Source organism: Caldisphaera sp., assembly GCF_023256325.1.
Taxonomy (GTDB): Archaea; Thermoproteota; Thermoprotei_A; order Sulfolobales; family Acidilobaceae; genus Caldisphaera.
This window is the reverse complement of the sequence record NZ_JAGDXI010000025.1, coordinates 19819-39073: the sequence shown is the minus strand read 5'-3', so window position 1 is coordinate 39073 and position 19255 is coordinate 19819. Positions and strand designations below refer to the sequence as shown.

General features: G+C 28.5%; 16 protein-coding genes. 11 read left to right on the top strand and 5 right to left on the bottom strand.

The window, feature by feature from the left end; translation table 11 throughout:
* The first annotated feature begins 35 nt into the window (after positions 1-35).
* From Q0C16_RS03865 to Q0C16_RS03825, 9 genes are all read left to right on the top strand, one after another.
* Positions 36-776, top strand: a complete 741-nt coding sequence (locus tag Q0C16_RS03865) for a nitroreductase family protein (RefSeq protein ID WP_292319724.1) — start codon at positions 36-38, stop codon at positions 774-776.
* Positions 777-822: 46 nt separating this feature from the next.
* On the top strand, positions 823-2217 hold the full coding sequence (locus Q0C16_RS03860; RefSeq protein ID WP_292319723.1) for an ATPase domain-containing protein: 1395 nt from the start codon (positions 823-825) through the stop codon (positions 2215-2217).
* Between the two features lie 105 nt (positions 2218-2322).
* Positions 2323-3219, top strand: coding sequence for a membrane dipeptidase (locus Q0C16_RS03855; protein ID WP_292319722.1), 897 nt, complete (start codon positions 2323-2325; stop codon positions 3217-3219).
* An 80-nt stretch (positions 3220-3299) separates the two neighbouring features.
* Complete coding sequence (locus Q0C16_RS03850) at positions 3300-4736, top strand: phenylalanine--tRNA ligase subunit alpha (protein ID WP_292319721.1); 1437 nt, start codon at positions 3300-3302, stop codon at positions 4734-4736.
* Positions 4737-4741: 5 nt separating this feature from the next.
* Complete coding sequence (pheT, locus tag Q0C16_RS03845) at positions 4742-6352, top strand: phenylalanine--tRNA ligase subunit beta (RefSeq protein WP_292319720.1); 1611 nt, start codon at positions 4742-4744, stop codon at positions 6350-6352.
* Positions 6353-6357: 5 nt separating this feature from the next.
* Entirely contained in the window at positions 6358-7215 is an 858-nt protein-coding gene (locus tag Q0C16_RS03840; RefSeq protein WP_292319719.1) for a GTP cyclohydrolase I FolE2, read from the top strand.
* Between the two features lie 301 nt (positions 7216-7516).
* Entirely contained in the window at positions 7517-9373 is a 1857-nt protein-coding gene (locus Q0C16_RS03835) for a glycoside hydrolase family 15 protein (protein ID WP_292319718.1), read from the top strand.
* A 131-nt stretch (positions 9374-9504) separates the two neighbouring features.
* Positions 9505-10113 carry a hypothetical protein gene (locus Q0C16_RS03830; protein ID WP_292319717.1) on the top strand — a complete coding sequence of 203 codons (609 nt, stop codon included), beginning with the start codon at positions 9505-9507 and terminating at the stop codon, positions 10111-10113.
* A 46-nt stretch (positions 10114-10159) separates the two neighbouring features.
* A complete protein-coding gene (locus Q0C16_RS03825; RefSeq protein WP_292319716.1) occupies positions 10160-11464 on the top strand; it encodes a hypothetical protein in 1305 nt (434 codons plus the stop codon).
* Between the two features lie 4 nt (positions 11465-11468).
* On the opposite strand, the gene glcV is transcribed toward Q0C16_RS03825, so the two are convergent.
* The 3 genes from glcV to galT all read right to left on the bottom strand — a co-directional run bounded on the left by glcV (position 11469) and on the right by galT (position 14756).
* On the bottom strand, positions 11469-12554 hold the full coding sequence (glcV, locus tag Q0C16_RS03820) for a glucose ABC transporter ATP-binding protein GlcV (RefSeq protein WP_292319715.1): 1086 nt from the start codon (positions 12552-12554) through the stop codon (positions 11469-11471).
* Between the two features lie 144 nt (positions 12555-12698).
* Complete coding sequence (locus tag Q0C16_RS03815; protein WP_292319714.1) at positions 12699-13763, bottom strand: galactokinase; 1065 nt, start codon at positions 13761-13763, stop codon at positions 12699-12701.
* 9 nt (positions 13764-13772) lie between these two features.
* Positions 13773-14756: a galactose-1-phosphate uridylyltransferase gene (galT, locus tag Q0C16_RS03810; RefSeq protein WP_292319713.1), complete on the bottom strand. Its 984-nt coding sequence runs from the start codon at positions 14754-14756 to the stop codon at positions 13773-13775.
* 78 nt (positions 14757-14834) lie between these two features.
* Between galT and Q0C16_RS03805 the strand changes: the two genes are divergently transcribed.
* Positions 14835-15677 carry a hypothetical protein gene (locus Q0C16_RS03805; protein ID WP_292319712.1) on the top strand — a complete coding sequence of 281 codons (843 nt, stop codon included), beginning with the start codon at positions 14835-14837 and terminating at the stop codon, positions 15675-15677.
* Between the two features lie 118 nt (positions 15678-15795).
* Here Q0C16_RS03805 and Q0C16_RS03800 read toward each other — a convergent pair whose 3' ends face one another.
* Both Q0C16_RS03800 and Q0C16_RS03795 read right to left on the bottom strand, forming a co-directional pair.
* A complete protein-coding gene (locus Q0C16_RS03800; RefSeq protein ID WP_292319711.1) occupies positions 15796-16815 on the bottom strand; it encodes a zinc-binding dehydrogenase in 1020 nt (339 codons plus the stop codon).
* Positions 16816-16857: 42 nt separating this feature from the next.
* Positions 16858-17619, bottom strand: a complete 762-nt coding sequence (locus Q0C16_RS03795; protein WP_292319710.1) for a metallophosphoesterase family protein — start codon at positions 17617-17619, stop codon at positions 16858-16860.
* Between the two features lie 142 nt (positions 17620-17761).
* Between Q0C16_RS03795 and lysS the strand changes: the two genes are divergently transcribed.
* On the top strand, positions 17762-19252 hold the full coding sequence (gene lysS / locus Q0C16_RS03790) for a lysine--tRNA ligase (RefSeq protein WP_292319709.1): 1491 nt from the start codon (positions 17762-17764) through the stop codon (positions 19250-19252).
* The last annotated feature ends 3 nt before the right edge of the window (positions 19253-19255 follow it).

Here is a 19255-nt window from a genome sequence, read left to right as displayed (position 1 = left end):
AACTGATAAATTAGAAGAATTTTTGGTAAGTAGATATGAGCAACGAAACTGTTAAGACAATATTAAATCATAGATCAATAAGAAAGTTTAAATCTGGAGTAAATATACCAGAGGAAGATTTAAGATTAATTATGGAATCCGCTAGAAGAGCACCTACAGATGCATCATTACATTTATGGTCAGCGATTAGAGTGACTGACAAAAATAAGAGAAAAGAAATAGCAAGTCTTATAAAACAGAAACATGTTGAAGATGCTCAGGAGTTTTTTATATTTCTAGCAGATTTATATAGAAACTCAAAAATTATGGAGTACATTAAAATCGATAGAGCAAAGGATGATTTTGTTCCTTTAATATTTTCTACTATAGATGCTGCTTTAGCCGCAGATAGAATGGCAGTGGCGGCAGAATCCATGGGTTACGGGATATGCTTTATAGGCGGTGTTCAAGATGCGTCAAAGAAAATAATAGAATTGTTTAATTTACCGGAAAGAACTTATCCGCTTTTTGGGCTAGTAATAGGAATACCGGATGAAGATCCTCAGATAAGAAAAAGAATTCCAATAAATTATTTAATTCATGAAAATGAATATCATAATTATACAAATGACGAAATCGATTATTTATTAAGTTATATGAAAGACATAGGTAAAGGAGGATTTGAAGGACTTCTAATGAAATATATGAGCAATAATGGTAAGTTTAGTTTAAGAAACAACGAGTTCATGGATATTATAAAAAATTTGGGTTTAAACCTAAAAATAAATTCTAAATAAAACGTATATTAAAAAATATAAACCTTAATATATAGGATAATAGAAAATGGGAAAGTTGATGCAAAAAATCAATCAAATTTTAACATATAATAATGGCTTCAAAGACATATTTAATCAGGTAGAAAGAGGAGGTTTAATACTAATAACCGGTAATCCAGGAACTGGAAAAACAATAATGGCTTCAAAATTTATTTATGAAGAAATCACTAACAATAATGGCATTGCTTTATATGTTAGCCTTACTGAAAGTAAAAACGAATTCTTAAAAAATTTGAAAAATTTAGGTATAGATTTTGAAAAGTTTGAAAATGAAAGAAAGTTTTATTATTTAGAAGTCATAACATTAACTAAGAAAGAATATATTAATGATTTATTAGATCAAATCATATCATATGCTGAAAAATATAATGCGAGTATAGTAGTTATAGATAGTATTTCCCCAATATTTCAAGCATTTAGTAATAAAATTGAAGTCAGAGAGCTGATACATAATTTATTTTACAGGTTGTCAAAATTAAGTAAAAGAAAACTTGTAATAACTGAAGAAGTCCCATACGGAACCCAAAATTTTGGTTTTGGTGTAGAGGAGTTTATCGTTGATGTAATTATTTATCTCAAAGCATTTAATATAAAAGGTAGGATAGTAAGATTAGCGGAAATTAAAAAATTTAGAGGTAGTGATTTGCCTTTAATGGATATCCCATTTAGGATTAAGCCAATAGAATTGATTTCAATGCCACGAATTATAAATTATGGCCAAAGAACATCAAAAGAATTAATAATTGTTAATTTGGGTAAACTTAAATATGAATTTTATAAAGGATCTCAAAATTTAATTTTAGTTAATCCAAGTATATGTAAAGATGCTTTAACAATTGTTGGCATGTTAGGTGCTATAGTAGGAACTCCTTATTTAAGAACCGGATCAGGAAAAACTATAATAAGAATTCAAAATCATTTAGTTGACGATTTTAAGCAAAATATAGAAAAATGCTTTTCCAATTTACAATTTGAAAAAAATATGATTGAAATTATATTAAGCAATATATTTATAATGCCCGTTAATATAACTAAATTATCCATGGTGGATTATTTTGATGAAATAAATGAGCAAGAAGAAAAAATAAAACCCTCCATAATAATAGATCTAACTCTTGACTCTGCATATAGTTTGATTTCAGATAAAGAGATTTTCAGTTATCTTCAGCTCAATTTGATTAATAGAAGAAGTTCTAATAATATCACAGGCATATATTTGATTAATGGGTTGTATAAAGATTTGTTCAAGTTTCCATTATATTTTATGTATGATAACATAGTATATGTAAGAAGTTACAAAAATAAAGGATTAATAATTAAGCCAATCAAGATTAGATTTAGCCTGCTTCCTAAGAGCAAGTCTATATTATATGCAGATGATTTAAATATATGTAACATATGAACCCTTCATAAATGATGGAGCATGTCACGTTGTTTTTAAGTCATGTATATAATAATTGATTTAAATGTTTATAAATTTTAGCCATATATTATTAATGGGATAATTATGAGACTAATAGATATGCATGAGGATTTCGGATATTCAGCATCTATGGGCAAAGATCTTATTAATGGGAGTTATCAATCAGATTTAAATCAATTAAAATCGATAGGCGATGTAACAATATTTTCTGTTGTTTTTCCTGCTCAAGAAACTTTGTCAGGATATTCAAATATGTATTTTCAATCTCTTATAAATCAAGTTAAGATTTATTATAAGCTGGATAATGAAAAAATAGTTAGTTTAGTTAGAAAAAAAGAAGACCTTGACAAACAAGGAATTAAGTTTCTCATAAGTTTAGAAGGAACTGATGTTTTAACTGATCCTTCAGATATTTATTTATTGAAAGAACTTAATTTTAAGGCTATAGGTTTAACGTGGAATTATGATACAAAATTTGCGTCTTCTTGTATGTCCAAAAAAGATTATGGATTAACTGGTCAAGGAGAAGAATTAGTTAAGCTTGCTAATGATCTTGGTATAATTATTGATTTAGCTCATGCTTCTAAACAGACTGTATTAGATGTTTCTCAGATTTCAAAGAAACCTGTTATAATATCTCATACAGCATATAAAAAATTAAAGGATCATCCAAGAAATGTTGATGATGAAGAAATAGAAGCAGTAATAAAAAACAAAGGCGTTATAGGTATAATGGCATGGCATAAAGTATTACCCGAACCAACATTAGATGGTTACTTAAATGTAATTAAAGAGTTAGGAGATTCTTATGGCTGGGATTATATAGGTATAGGCACAGATTTTCTAGGTATAGAAGAAACCATTAAGGGATTCGAAAAAATATCTGAGATAAATAAAATAAAAGAAGTGTTAAATGAGAATGCGGAAAAAGTTTTGTGGAAAAATGCATATAGGGTTATAAGAGAAAATTTAAATGATTAAATTTGAAATACCATTTATGTAAGAAAAACAATTTAATAGGACGATTTTAAAGGTAATATTTGTATTAAGGGGTTAAAAAGTTGGGAGAAGAAAAAATAGCTGTAAGCGAGAGCGAATATTACATTTTAAAAGCATTAAATGACAAAGGAATAAAAAAATTCAAATTGGAAGAAGGAGAAAAATTAATTGGAATTGAAAAAAGTAAACTGGCTAGTCTTCTAAAGCTATTGGAATCAAAAAATTTAATAAAAATTAATGAAAAAAGAATTAAAGTTATAAAACTCACTGATAAAGGTAGAAAGGTGCTTGAAGAAGGGTTACCAGAAGAAAAATTAATTGATATATTAAATGGCAAGGAAATAATTAATATAAAAGAGGTTAAAGAATTATTAGGTGAAGATGCTAACATAGCTATTGGGCAAGCTAAAAAATTAAAAATTATAGATCTAAAAGAAGGTAAAGTACTTTTAATCATGAATTATAATGATGCAAAAAACTTGCTAAATAAAATTAAAAACATGCTCATAAATTTGAATTTTGATTCAAATACAGAAAAGGATATGCTATCTAGAGGTTTAATAAAATACGATTATGTAACTGAAACAACAGTTATTGTAGAAGAAAATGCAATTAGTAAAGTTGAGATATTGGCATCTAGATTAACTCATGAGATATTGGCAAAAAGATTATGGAAAAATTTGAAATTAAGAGAGTACGATATAGCCTCAGAACCCCCAACTGTTTATCCTGCAAGAAAACATTATTTTATAGAATTTATTGAAGAACTTAAGGACATAATGAAGGAACTTGGATTTAAAGAAACAGATGGACCTTTAGTAGAGATAGAGCTTTTTAATTTTGATATGTTGTTTCAACCACAAGATCATCCAGCAAGAGAAATTCATGATACGCTTTGGATTAAGGATCCAAGGAACTATGATATAAATGAAATGAAAGATTTAATTGACAGGGTCTCGAGAGTACATGAAAGAGGATGGAGGTATAAATTTAATCAAGAAATATCATCAAGATATGTTTTGAGAAGCCAAACAACATCAGTATCAGCAAGACTATTATTAAACAAATTTAATCCTCCAATAAGATACTTTACTATAGGTAAAGTTTATAGAAGCGATGTTATTGATGCATCTCATTTACCCGAATTTCACCAGCTAGATGGCATAATGGGAGATCATAACTATACTTTTAAGGACCTCCTAGGTATTTTAAAAGAATTTGGAGAAAGACTAGGTATTGAAATTAAGTTCAAACCTGGATATTTCCCGTTCACAGAACCAAGCGTTGAGGGATATGCTAAGATTAATAATAAATGGATAGAATTATTTGGGGCAGGTTTGTTTAGGCCAGAAGTCTTAGAAATGGCAGGCATTGATTATAGAGTAGGAGCCTGGGGTATGGGTGTAGAAAGACTAATTATGGCAAGGCTTGGCCTTAATGATATAAGACAATTATATGAAACTAACTACGATTTTTTGAGATCTTTTAAATTGAGGTGAAGCAAATGCCAGTTTTGAAATTTAAACCTGAAAGAATATTAAACTTAACAGGTTTAGGAATTAATACACTAGAAGATGCATTGTTCTCTTTAAAGTGCGAAGCATCTATAAATAATGAAAATCAACTAGAAGTTGAAATTAATCCCGATAGGCCTGATATGTATATAGGAGAAGGGATAGCTAGAGCAATAAGAGGTATAACAAATAATGAATTAGGATTCAAAGAATATGATTATGAAAATTCTAAATTTAAGTTGATAAACGAGATTCCTTACATTAGACCAATAATTTCAGCAGCAGTGATTTATAATGTTAATTTAGATAATGATTTTTTAGTAGAACTTATACAGTTCCAAGAAAAACTACATGAAGGAATAGGAAGAAAAAGAAGAAAAGTAGCTATAGGGATTCACGATTTAAATAAGGTTCCATCAAATGAGCTAAAATATAAGAATGTAAGCATTGATGATAAGATGATGCCTCTAGGATCTAATAACTATGTTTCCATAAGGGAAATACTTAAAAATACTGATCAGGGAATAAAATATGGAAATATTAGTCTTATTAACGATTTGCATCCTGCATTTATATCAGGTGATGAAATAATATCTCTCCCTCCAGTTATCAATTCAAACATAACTAGGTTAGATGAAAATACAAGAGACTTATTGATTGATGTTACAGGTACAGATAGTTATTATGTAAACAAAACGTTAGATATAATTGTTTCTAATTTGGCAGAAAGGAAAAATACTAAAATAGGCAAAGTAGAAATTATTGAAAATAATAGTAGAAAATACACTCCACTTATGGAAAAAAGCGAGGAAGTCATTGATTCTAGTTATGTTAATGAGATTCTGGGAGAAAAATTAAGTAATGATGAAATAGCTTTTCATTTGATGAGAATGAGACATAATGTTTTACTTAACGATAATGAAATAAGAGTAGTGATTCCTCCATTTAGGGCTGACATTATAAGCAATATAGATTTAGTAGAGGATATAGTTATGTCAATAGGATATAATAATATAGTGCCAAATAAGCCCAAAGTTATGCTAAGAGGTTCTTTAACAAACATTACTATACTTAAAAGAAAAATAAGGGATATAATGATTGGATTAGGTTTTACGGAAATACAATCATTAACTTTGGTCAGTTCTAGAATCTTAAAAGATTTAGACGAACAAAATTATATAGAAGTTTTAAATCCTATAACTAACGATTTCGATTCATTAAGGCCAAATCTTTTTGTTTCTATGATAATGGCCATGAAAAATAATATTATGGCAAGCAAACCAGTAAAACTCTTTGAAATAGGGAAAATTGTTGAAAAAGTATTAGGAAAACCTGTCGATAAGGAAAGAATTTCTATTGCTATAATGGATGAGAGCCTTTCTTATGAAGATATTCAGTCCGTTGTATATTCTTTGCTTAAAATGTTAAACATAGAATTTAAGGTATTAAGTTCTTCAAATAAATTTTTAATTAAAGGAAGATCAGCTGATTTAATTGTAAACAATAAGATAATTGGTTATTTTGGTGAGGTTAGCCCCTACATACTAGAGAAGTTTAGTTTGGAATATCCTATAGTATATGGAGAGCTAGATTTAGGGTGAGTATGTTGGAAATTCAGGATACTAAGCCCGATTATACAATACCAATAAATAGGGTTGGTTTTAAGGGATTATGGAGAAGAGTTTTAATAGACTCGCCTTTAGGCGTTGTACCTTTAGATTTAGAAATTAATGCATATGTAGAAATTCCTGAATATAAGAAAGGGGCTCACTTATCAAGAAATGTTGAAGCATTACCTGAAGATATAGAATTTCCAATGGAAGCAAATAGTATTGAATATTATCTTGAAAAAGTTCATAAATCATTATTAAAGCTACATACATATGCAAAGAGTGCTAGAGTTGAAGCAAAAACTAAATATGGTGTTGAAATACAATTTAATGGATTAAAAGAATTAGAACCTGTAGAAGTTCTAGTTAGCATTGATGGAAATTCAGAAAGAAAAAGGTGGTCAATAACAGTTGGAGTTTATGGTATGACAGTTTGTCCTAGTGCGCAGAAGACAATATCTAATATAATAAGTTCTGATAATTTATCTCCAAGTCATAGCCAAAAAGTTTTGTTATATGGAACTATAGAAACAGAAGAAAACCATATAGTTAGGATAGAAGATATTGCTAGGTGTTTATCTAATGCTTTTTCGGCTCCATCATTTACCTTGCTAAAAAGAATGCAGGAAGCTAATTTAGTTATTAGCGCCCATAAAAACCCCAAATTTGTAGAAGATGTGGTAAGAGATGCTATAAGAGGTCTAAGATGTTTATCTATATCTTTACCTGAAAGTACAGTAATAAGAGCTGAAGCAATAAGCTTAGAAAGCATACACCCACATAATGTTTATGCTTATACTGAAGGAAATATAAAATCTTTCCCAGCTTACAATTGTGAAGATCTTTGTAAATAAATTTATATATTTGTAAAATGAGTTATGATAAATTAAATTTCAGGCCCCGTCTTTTATTTTGGATAAAACAGTTTTATTTAACTTGATAGACCATGAAAGAAGGTGTTATGAATTATTAATTGAACTATAAATTGTAATCGGATTTAATAAGATATTAAAAATAACGTTAGATTCAATGAAGAAGCTGCAAAAATTATAGTAAGAAATTAAAGTCGCCAATATCTTATATGGTATTTAACAACAACATAGTGACACTCATAAAAGGGTATAATCTTTAAGATCTTAGGAGATCTCTATCTATTTGGGGTTAGATAAGATGAGAACAGGTTTTCTTAGTAATGGAGAAATGGCAGCTTTATATGACTCTAATTTTTACATAAAATCAATATATTATCCTTATTTAGGTCAGCAATATAACCAATCTTTGAATGGAATGTTTAAAGTAGGAGTCTGGAAGGATGGATATTTTGAATGGCTGGAATCATGGGATAAAACTATAAGCATGAATGGGCTAAGCATAACCATGAAAGCCAATAAAGAAGATACATCAATAGAATTCAAAGATGTTATATCAATGTCTCATCCAGCCATAATAAGAAAGGTTAAAATAAATGGTAAAGGATTATATAGAATAATATTTTATAATGACTTCAGATTAAATGGTAATGAAGTAGGTGATACAGCTCTATATGATCCAATAACAGACTCTCTAATTCATTATAAGCAAAATACTTGGTTTATCATATCGTCTTCACAGCAGTTATATGAATATACAACAGGGAGAAGAGATCAAGGGACAGTTATAAATGATTGTAACGATGGAATATTATCAAAGAATCCAATCTCTCAGGGTTCAGTGGATTCTGCATTTTCAATAGCATCTATGGAGTTCTTCGTTTATATCATAGCAGGTAATAGTTATAATGATATAGTTAAAAAACTCAATATAATAAAAAGTAAAGGTAGTGTGCAAATGGAAAGAGATACAAGATATTGGAAAGATATAATAGATCCTTTTGGTAATAAGTTAGCGAAACAAAGCGTGGCTATAATAATAGGGCATATAGGTAAAAATGGAGAAATACCAGCATCTTTAGATACAAGTATATTAAAGTTTAACTTAGACACATATGCATATGTTTGGCCTAGAGATGCATCTCTAACGGCGCTATCTCTAGATATTGCAGGCTATTATTCTTTTACTAATAAGTATTATGATTTTCTATTTAATAGATTATTCAACGATGAAGGATATTTATATCAAAAATATAATTCGGATGGTACTTATGGTAGCACTTGGCATCCTTGGACCGTAAAAACAAAGCAATCTCTTAATATACAAGAGGATGAAACTGCTACATCGCTATTTTCTTATTATAATCATTTTATAATAACTAAAGATTATAGCTCTCTTAGAGACTACTATGATACTATTGAAAAAGCTGCAGATTTTTTAGTAAATTTTACAGATGAAAAATTAAAATTGCCTTTGATGTCATATGATTTATGGGAAGAGAAACTAGGAGTTCATACTTATACAGTTTCATCTGTAATAGCAGGTCTTAGATCAGCATCATCGCTTGCTAGGTTTTTAGGAGATTGGAATAATGAAGAAAAATGGGGGAGGATTGCAAAGGATATGACTAAATCATTAAAGGAATACATGTTTGATAAGGAAAGAAAAACATACTATAAAAGCATTGTAATCGATAATGGTAAAATTATTGATTATGATAAGTCTGTAGAATCTAGCATATTGGGTTTATCCTTATTTGATGTATTGGATGCAAACGATGAAACTTTGATGTCTAGTATTGAAAAAATAAAAGAAAAACTCTGGGTAAAAACTACAGGAGGATTAGCTAGATATGAAAATGATTATTATCAAAGAGTACAAGAAGATTATAACGGTATACCGGGTAATCCATGGATTATAACAACAATGTGGTTAGCACAACACTATATTAAATCCAATAACTTAGAAGAGGCTGCTAAACTAATTAAATGGGTTGAAGGTATTTCTACTCCTACTGGTTTAATACCAGAGCAAATTAATCCCTTCGATGGCTCCCCCTTGTCTGTTACGCCATTGTTATGGAGTCATGCAGAGTTTCTTAAAACTTATATCTATTTAAGTTCTAAAAATAAAGATATTTAATTAAAAATAAATATTAAATATATTTTAAATTCATATAAAAGGTAAGATTCCAATATTTTGCAAAAATTTTATCATTTATTGTTTATATTAGTTTATAATCTCAGCATGACTAAATATTTTTGGTGTAAAATTTGGAAATGAAGATATCAGTGATTGTTGCGATCGTAATAATAGCGGTAGTTGCATCGTTAGGCGTTTATTATTACGGAGTTATGAATAAACAAAAAACAACTTCTTTAAGTCCTTCACTATATCCTGGATATGTTTCCACAGATAAAATAAACAATATATTTGGCGGCACATGGATCATTATAAGTAATGTCTCAGGCTATATTTCTATCAATCATAACAATAATACTATAAAGATTAGTTTTGTAAATGGTACAACAGTTGAGAATCCAGCATCTAATTATCCTAATATTTATAGTAATAGTTTCTATAATTATACGATATTAGAAAGTGTTACAGAATATTATCAAAAATCTAATTCAAGCAATATGCTAGCAATAGAAGTAGTAGAAGCAAATGTTAGTGGAGAACCTTTATTAAACCAAGATATTCAATCTATAGCAAGTCTATATGGTTATTCAATTAATAGTATGGGTAACATCAGTTATGTTCAAGCTGGTAACTCAATTATAGCAATTTATAAAAACTATTTAATTTTATTAGCATCTACGCAAAATTATGGGAATAAAATGTTAATCCTGTTGAATGAAACAACAAAGACATTTAAATAAACTTTATAAAAACTATTTTTTATTAATAGATGTGGTGTAGTCATTTGTGAAATGCTTTTCAGAGTTAATTAAATATATAGACAACCAGCAATGGAGACTTAATTGTAGTTCTTTTGATAGCGATTGTATTAGCAATGGAGACTTAATTTATATCAAAGAAGAAGGATGCAATGAAATATTATTTGCTCCATTATTATATAAAAGAGATAGTCTGATCTTAGCTGAAGAAAATATAGAGTTTATCAACAATTTAATTTACAATAAGGTAAAATCGTTTAATTCTGATTGTAAAACTGATATAGGAAAAATAGTTAATATTAAACCAATTACTTATGGAAGCAGATCTGTAATATATGAAATTTTTAATGAATACAATAATAAATATTTATTAAAGGTAATGAAAAGATTAGAGATTGACAACATAGAAGATAAAGTTATAAAATACTTAACTAACGCAGGATATAGAAATATACCTAAGTATTATTGTTCAATAAGATATAAAGATTATTATTATGGATTAATTACAGAAATCATAGAAGGAGAACCGGCAGCAACATATTACATAAATTCAGCTGTTAGATTTATCAAGAAGTTGGGAAATTATGAATCTATTGGAAATAATATTGGCATCAGCTTGGCTAATTTACATAATATATTGAAGGAATGCAGAGAAGATTTTTGTTATACCGAAGTTGTAAGTGAAAAAGTGCTGGAAAGTTGGATGAATAGAATTCAATACAGAGAAAAATGGATAAAGAATAACCTAGATAATTTACAATATCAGGAAGATAGAAATATGGCTATAGAGGCTTTAGATTCTATAGATGAGATGTTAAATATTATAAGACCAAATTTAAAAAATTTGATAGGAAAAAATTTGATGAGAATTCACGGAGATCTGCATTTATATCAAATTTTAGTTTCAGATAAGAACATTTATTTTACAGATTTTGAAGGAGAGCCATACAAGTTTCCAGGAAATAAACTGGAAAAAGAAATGCCAGAAAGGGATTTGGCTGCGCTCATAAGAAGTATAGATTATACTGCAATAATGGCATTGCAACTAATATATGGCTCTAGCGTAAAAGATTCTTTGGACTTGTTAAATAATGATATTCTTGAGTGGGAATATAATTCGTCAATACAGATTTTAAACGAATATATAAAGACAATTTCAGAGCCAATAAGGGAGAATATGGATCAACTAGATATATCATTATCATTTTGGTTATTAGAAAGAGCTACATATGAAACAGTATATGAAATTATTGCAAAGACAGGTTATCATACAATACCTATGAACGCGTTAATAAGAATGAAGGAAGGTAAAGACAAATTCTTTAAAATATAAGAATTTATATTCTATTTCCTTTTTCATCAAATATTTTTATTTTATCTGGCTTAACAAAAAGATTCATATCAGTTCCTGCTTCTATATGCCTTTCTGTATTAACATTAAGCTCTATAGATTCATCATCTATTGGGCTAACAACTACTTTGAATGTACCTGCAACGTAACTTGAAACTTTTATTTTTACTTTTCCTACATTAACAAAACCAGAAATCTCATTAGTCTCTGATATTTTGATATCTTCGGGTCTTATACCTATGTTAACCTCTTCTTTGTCTAATTTTCTATTTATAGGTATCAAGATATTACCAAACTTAATATAATTATCCTTTATTTGTGCTTTTACTATATTAATATCTCCTAATAGTTTGGAAACTGTTTCATTTATTGGATTATCATAAATTTCTGATGCATTACCTTTTTGTACGAGCATCCCATTAACAATTACCCCTGCCTCTTCTGTTATGGCAAATATGTCTGCAGGATCATGAGATACTACAATTGTTGTAAGCTTTAATTCTCTCTGAATCTTTCTAACTAATGCTCTTGCGCTATCTCTAATTTGAGCATCTAAATTGCTAAATGGTTCATCTAAAAGAAGGATTTTAGGATTTTTTACTAATGCTCTAGCTAAAGCAGTTCTTTGCATTTGCCCTCCTGAAACCTCTCTAGGATAATGATCAAGTATATGTTTTATATTTAATATTTCTGCAACTTCTTTAACTTTCTTATCTATATCTGATTTAGGAACTTTCATGTTTCTAAGGGGGAATGCTATGTTATCATATATGGTCATATTTGGATAGAGAGCCCAGTTTTGGAAGACCATTGCAATCCCTCTATCTGCAGGATCAACAATTATCCTGTTTGGAGCTGAAACCATTTTGTCATCAAAATATATATATCCATCAGTGGGCAATTCTAAACCTGCAATAAGTCTTAAAAGAGTAGTTTTACCTCCGCCACTTGGGCCTAATATGCCAAACGATCTTCCATCGTTAACCTCTAAGTTTATTTTGTTAGAAGCATAAATTAGGTTTTTTCCTTTTTTAAATACTTTTGTTAATTCTTTGAGTACTACTTTTGCCATAATGGTTACCTCTTTTTTGTCATTTTTTTAATATCAATTCAGGTTTAAAGACTTTAATAAAAAAATTATTTTTTAATAATTAAAGTAATTTATTAAATATTAAAAATTTTAATATAGTTTTTCTAATTTATTAAATATTAAAAATTAATTTTCAATAATATTTGCGCCATCATTGCTTTCAACTATATTATAGAATGACTTATATTCAAATACTTTAATATATTCTTTATGTACGGATTCTGCAATTTTTTCTGCTTTATCTTTTAAAGCAAGTATTATAGCAGATCCTCCAAATCCAGCTCCTGTTAATCTTGCTCCCAAAGCGCCGTATTTCATCGAAGTTTCTACTATGAAATCTAATTCTTTACTGCTAACTTCATAGTTTTTAGCAATATCGTTATGAGATTCTATTAGAAGTTTTCCCAAAAGTTCTAAATTATTTTTCTTTAGCGCTTCTTTGGCATTAATAACTCTGTTGTTTTCTCTAATTATGTATCCCATTCTTTTTCTATATAATGGATCTAGTTTTTCCAAGTCTTTTTCTATAATTTCTTTCGAGGAATTCTTATTAAGTATTCTTAAGCTATCTTCAACAATTTTTTTCCTATCAGCATATCCAGTTTTAGCTAGTTCTCTTTTTACGCCTGTATTGTATACTATAACAGAAATATCTTTCGGAAAAGGTATGTATTCATATGATAGAGTCTCTGTATCTAGAAAAATAGCAAAACCTTTTTTCCCAAAAGTAACAGCAAATTGGTCTAATATTCCTGAAGGAACACCTACAAAATCATTTTCTGCTTTTTTCCCTATTAATGCTAGCTGTAATTTGTTTAATTTTAAATTATAGGAATTATTTAACGCAACTAATATAGCGAGTTCTAAGCTTGCGCTAGAGCTAAGACCAGAACTTATTGGTAGGTTCCCATAAATCCTACCTTTAATTCCTCCAGGTTTTAAATTTAATTCAAACAAAGCATTATAAACACCTAAAATATAATCAATCCACTTGTTTTGTTTTTTATTAATCATACTTAAATCAAGTTCTATTTCTTCATTATAAGCGTCTGAACGTAAGCTAATTTTATCATAAGGTACGTATTCCAAATAATTTCCTAAATTTATGGCCATAGGCATTACATATCCATAAGAATAATCAGTGTGTTCACCTATTATGTTTATTCTTCCAGGAGAAAAGATTTTTGGCATTCTATCACCTCATTCTATGCAAATCCCTCTATAGGATTTATTAACTTTTTTGCAAACATCTTTTAACTTTTTTGCATTCTCCTCTGGAATACCATCATAAGTAAAATCCCATGTGCTCATTTCTATCCCAGCTGCGTACTTAATTTTATCTTTATCCCTTAATATCGGATAAATTTCAAGATGAATATGGAATATATTTGAAAAATTACCTTTTAATGGAGCTTGAATTAGGGCAAAAGAATATGGCATCTCTCTATCGAATAAATTATTTAGAGAATTAAGACTAAGCTTTATTGCATCAGCAAAATCTAAAATTTGATCTTTATTGAATTGTGTTATGTATTGTAAATGATTCTTTGGATATATATGTATTTCAAATGGCCAATTCGAATAATATGGAAGAAATACTATGAAGTTTTGATTTTCATATATAACTCTATCTTTGCTTTTTATTTCTTCTTTAATAATTCTACAAAAAATACATTCATTGTATCTTTTAAAGTAGTTTCTTGAATTTTGTATCATGTTTCTTATTTTTAAAGGGATAAAAGGCATGGCATAATATTGTCCATGTGGATGAGTTAAGCTAACTCCTATTTCCTCTCCTTTATTTCTGAAGATCATTAAGTATGCTATTCTCTTATCATTTATGTACTTGTTAGTCACGTTTATCCATTGCTTAATGACCTTAACTAATTGATCTATAGGTAATTCATCTAAATCCTTTACGTCGTGAATAGGAGTCTCTATTATAACTCCGCATTCTCCCATAGATTTTGCTTTTCTATAAAATCCTTCACTTTTTACATTTTCAGAATCAAAGCTTAGTACAGCATATTTGTTTGGTAATACTAATGTATCCCAATTATATCCCGTTTCTTCACTTCCTGGGCAAAATGGGCAAAAATTTTGAGGTCTCCATCTTCTTTCTTTTCTTATCGAAGAAACCATTATCCACTGGCCTGTTAATGGATTATAGCGTAACTCTCTCATCTAAGACCGCCATTATTGTTTTATCTTATTAACCAATTATATATTAATTTTAAAAATCATTAATATATAGGGATATATTTGAGGATTGAACTTGATGGGTCTAAAATAAAGATTAACGAAAATGTATGTTGTGATATCAAATTAAGTAAAAAAGAAATAAAAGTTGAAGGAAAATTTCCATATAATGTTATTATAAAGCTCGGTTATAATGGCTATAGGATAATTCAGGATAATATTGAAGTTGGTAGAGGCAAAGGATTTAATGTTATATATAAAGGTAATTCAGTGAAACCTAATGTTAGTAAAGAACAGGTTTCATTAAACTTAATAAATGGCAAAGAAATTAATTTTATTGATAGTAATAATATGATTATTGGAAAGTTAAAGTTTGATAATGGAAAATTGATAGGGGATTTCGATGCTGACTATGCTATTTTTGGAATAATTTATATGTCTTATCTTTTTGGAGTTATGAATAAAACAATTAATGCATATAGATCAGGAGAAGGTTTAAATAAGCCGCTTGTATCACTAAGAATTAGTTCATCTTACATAAAAATATCATTATTAATTTTTGTTTTATTACTTATTTCTATAGTTTTTATATCATCTTTTTCAGTTTTGCTGGCATATATTATATCTTTATTCTTATTATTGGTTCCTATTATAGCTAGGGCAGCCAGTGCTAATGAATATATAAATTTTTATGATGATCATTTAGAAATTTATAAAAGGCCATCATACAATAAAACAATAATTTTTTATTCGGATGTGAAAGAAATTAAACCAAGAAAAAGAGGATTTATAATGTCACTAAACAAGCGTATTTTAAATAAAGATTTAATATATATACCTTATGATCCTAAGATAGAAGGAAATAAGAATTTATCGAATTTTATCCAAGAAAAAATAAGTAACTGATACTTTATAAAGTATATTTCATAAATCAATAGTTTTTATAATTGCATAATAAAATTTTATTTAAGAGAAATATTTAAAATTATTAATAAAATTTTTGGAAATGATTATTGAGAATAAATTAAATTTTTACTAATAGCTTTCCTATGATTTCATTATTCTCCATTATTTTGTGGCCATCTATTACTTCTTCGAGGCTAAGTTTTCTTGATATATATGGCTCGATCTCATTATTCTCAACATATTTAATAGCATTTTTTAATTCTAATTTAGATGCATTATGAATACCGTAAATTCTCAGACTTTTTAAATAAAATTTTTGCCAGTTTATGGGAAAGACGTTACCTCCTAAAAATCCAAATACTATAATCTTTCCATTAGTTTTTGCAACATCTAAGGAAACTTGCATAGTTGGATTTATAATATAGTCTATTACAATATCAACGCCTTTTTTATCCGTTATTTCCATGACCCTTTCTGTTATGTTTTCTTCATTGCCATTTATCACATAGTTTGCACCTATCAATTTTAAAATTTTTTCTTTTTCTTCATTTCTAGTAGTTACAATAGATTTGGCGCCGAATAACTTGGAAACTTGAATTGCAAATGTACCTACGCCTCCTGAACCACCATATATTAAAACAAAATCATCTTTTTTTATTTTACCAACAGTAACTAATGCACTCCAGGATATTGATAATGATAGAGGAGTCACTCCTAGTTTTTCTCCATTACCTTTCACTTTTATTAGTGTTTTCGATGGAACCTTAACAAGCTCTGCATGGGATCCGTTTATATGAAATCCAATCATTTTCCATAGATTGCACATATTTTCTTTTCCTGATAAACAAAATTCACAATGGCCGCAACCAAATACTGTGTTTGCAACTACATAATCTCCAGGATTTATTTCATCATTATTGTCGACATCTATAACTCTACCATATAGATCTATTCCAGGTATATGAGGTAATGGTATATTAATGCCTGGATATCCTTTTCTTATAAGCAAGTCTATTCTATTTATTGATGAATATTTTACTTCTATTAGTGCTTCCCCTCTATTAATTTTAGGCTCGTCAACATCACCATATTTTAAAACATCAATCCCCCCATGAGAATTATAATAAATTGCTTTCATTTTTATCTCCTATTTTTTATCACTATATAGTGGTTAAAAATTTTAAGCGTTTCTCCTTAGAATTCTACCATTAATAAACATATATTTTAGATATGTCAGATAGGGTTCTGGAATCATTAGATCCTCTAAATCCTTAACAACTTTTTCTATATTATATTTAATTCTTCTTAATTCTATTGTCTTGTTTTCTGTATTAATTATTGCATAGGCAGCCCTATTATCTCCATCCCTGGGTTCTCCTGCACTACCAGGATTTATTAATAAGCTATTATCTATTTTCTTCATGAATTGAAAATGCGTATGACCTACTATATATAAATCATATTCCAATTTGATATTTTTTGCCTCATTTAATCTTACCTCTCTGTTTAACATATTTATTGTTTTCTCTTCATCTAACCAAGGATATATATATCCATAAAGAGGACTAGATGGCGATCCATGAATTATTAATGTTTTTCCGAATCCTTCTATTTCAGTTTTGATTTTATTTTTAAACTCTTTGAGAAAATCTAAATGGGTTTTATTTAAAAGTTTTTTAGTAAAATTTTCTCTAAAATAAACGCTTATCCAATGAGTCTGTTCGCCACACATACAATCTACATTATATAATATAGCATTATCATGATTTCCTAATACAGAGTTAGCTCCTATTTCTTTTAATTTTTCAATAACTTCAGCAGGTCGTGGACCATAATCAACAGCGTCTCCAATAAAATAAGCATAATCAAAGTTTTCCTTATTTATAATTTCTTTTAAAGACTCGATATTTCCATGTATATCACTTAACAGCAGTATTTTCATTTTGCCATCAATTTTATATAATTGGTTTATGAATTATTAAATGCATATCTATATCTTTTATGCAATATAATTAACATATAGCAATAATAGAAAACTAAAGCTTAAAATATTAAATATCTAGGATTATATAGGTGTAAATTAAATGAAATGGGACGAAGAAAGATTAAAGATTCTAGAAGAATTAAGATCCAAAGGTATAAACCCTTATCCTCCAAAATTTGATTTCACACATACTATTAAACAGATAAGAGATGAAGTAAATAAACTTAATAAAAAGAGTCATGAACCTTTTATGCATAATGTATCAACCGTAGGTAGAATAGGTAATATTAGGAGGCATGGAAAAGCAGCTTTTATAGATATATTTGATGAGGGGGAAAGACTACAATTATATGCTAGAGTAAACGAGTTGGGAGAAGAAAAGTATAATGAGTTTATTCATATAATTGGAAGAGGAGATATAATAGGGGTTAAAGGAGATTTATTCTATACTATGAAAGGAGAATTAACCTTAAGAATTAATGATTACGCATTATTATCTAAAGCTCTCATCGAACCTCCTGATTGGTCAAAATTATCACCTGAGTTTAGATATGCACATAGATATGTCGATTTCTTATACAATGCAAATGCAAGAGAACTGATGATAACTAGATTTAACATAATTCAACAAATAAGGACATATTTATATAATCAAGGATTTATTGAAGTAGAAACACCCATTTTGCAACCTGTATATGGCGGAGCCTTAGCAAAACCTTTTAAATCTCATGTTAATGCGCTAAATGAAGATTGGTACTTAAGGATATCTTTAGAGTTATATTTGAAAAGATACATAGTAGGTGGATTTAACAAAGTTTTTGAAGTTGGGAAGGTATTTAGAAATGAAGATATCGATGTAACTCATAACCCAGAATATACGCTGTTAGAACTTTATTGGGCATATGCAGACTATAAAGACATAATGAATTTGACAGAAAACCTAATAAGAGAAGTTGCTAAAAAAGCGTTAAAAGAACCTAAAATTAAAAAAGTTATTAATGGAAAAGAATATGAAATAGATTTAGAAAAACCATTTAATAAGATAACGATGTTTGACGCATTATCAAATGCTATTGGCAAAAATATAGAATCGGTTAGCGATGATGAATTAAAAAGAATGTTAGATGAAATTAATCAAAAACCAAGAGGTAATCTATATATAAGAGGCTTTATGATAGAGAAATTATTTGATAAGCTTGTTGCTGATAATATAGTAGAACCAACATTTATTCTCGATTATCCTATTGAAACAACGCCTTTATGTAAACCCCATAGAAATAAACCAGGCCTAGTAGAAAGGTTTGAACTGTACGCAGCCGGTATGGAACTTGCTAATGCCTATTCGGAGTTAAATGATCCAATTTTACAAGATGAGTTATTCAAAAAAGAAATGGAAATGATGAAAAGAGGGGATGAGGAAGCGCATCCATATGATTTTGATTTTGTTAGGGCTTTAAGCTATGGTATGCCCCCTACAGGAGGTGTAGGTATAGGCATAGACAGAGTTGTTATGCTTTTGACAGGTGTTTATAGTATAAAGGAAATAATACCATATCCAATGATAAGCTATAAATTAGTTGAAGAAGAGTAAAAA

Excerpts from the sequence above, each read along its gene's own strand:
- Q0C16_RS03865 (WP_292319724.1), top strand. The coding sequence starts at position 36 with ATGAGCAACGAAACTGTTAAGACAATATTAAATCATAGATCAATAAGA.
- Q0C16_RS03860 (WP_292319723.1), top strand. The coding sequence starts at position 823 with ATGGGAAAGTTGATGCAAAAAATCAATCAAATTTTAACATATAATAAT.
- Q0C16_RS03855 (WP_292319722.1), top strand. The coding sequence starts at position 2,323 with ATGAGACTAATAGATATGCATGAGGATTTCGGATATTCAGCATCTATG.
- pheT (WP_292319720.1), top strand. The coding sequence starts at position 4,742 with ATGCCAGTTTTGAAATTTAAACCTGAAAGAATATTAAACTTAACAGGT.
- glcV (WP_292319715.1), bottom strand. The coding sequence starts at position 12,554 with ATGGCAAAAGTAGTACTCAAAGAATTAACAAAAGTATTTAAAAAAGGA.
- Q0C16_RS03815 (WP_292319714.1), bottom strand. The coding sequence starts at position 13,763 with ATGCCAAAAATCTTTTCTCCTGGAAGAATAAACATAATAGGTGAACAC.
- galT (WP_292319713.1), bottom strand. The coding sequence starts at position 14,756 with ATGAGAGAGTTACGCTATAATCCATTAACAGGCCAGTGGATAATGGTT.
- Q0C16_RS03800 (WP_292319711.1), bottom strand. The coding sequence starts at position 16,815 with ATGAAAGCAATTTATTATAATTCTCATGGGGGGATTGATGTTTTAAAA.
- Q0C16_RS03795 (WP_292319710.1), bottom strand. The coding sequence starts at position 17,619 with ATGAAAATACTGCTGTTAAGTGATATACATGGAAATATCGAGTCTTTA.
- lysS (WP_292319709.1), top strand. The coding sequence starts at position 17,762 with ATGAAATGGGACGAAGAAAGATTAAAGATTCTAGAAGAATTAAGATCC.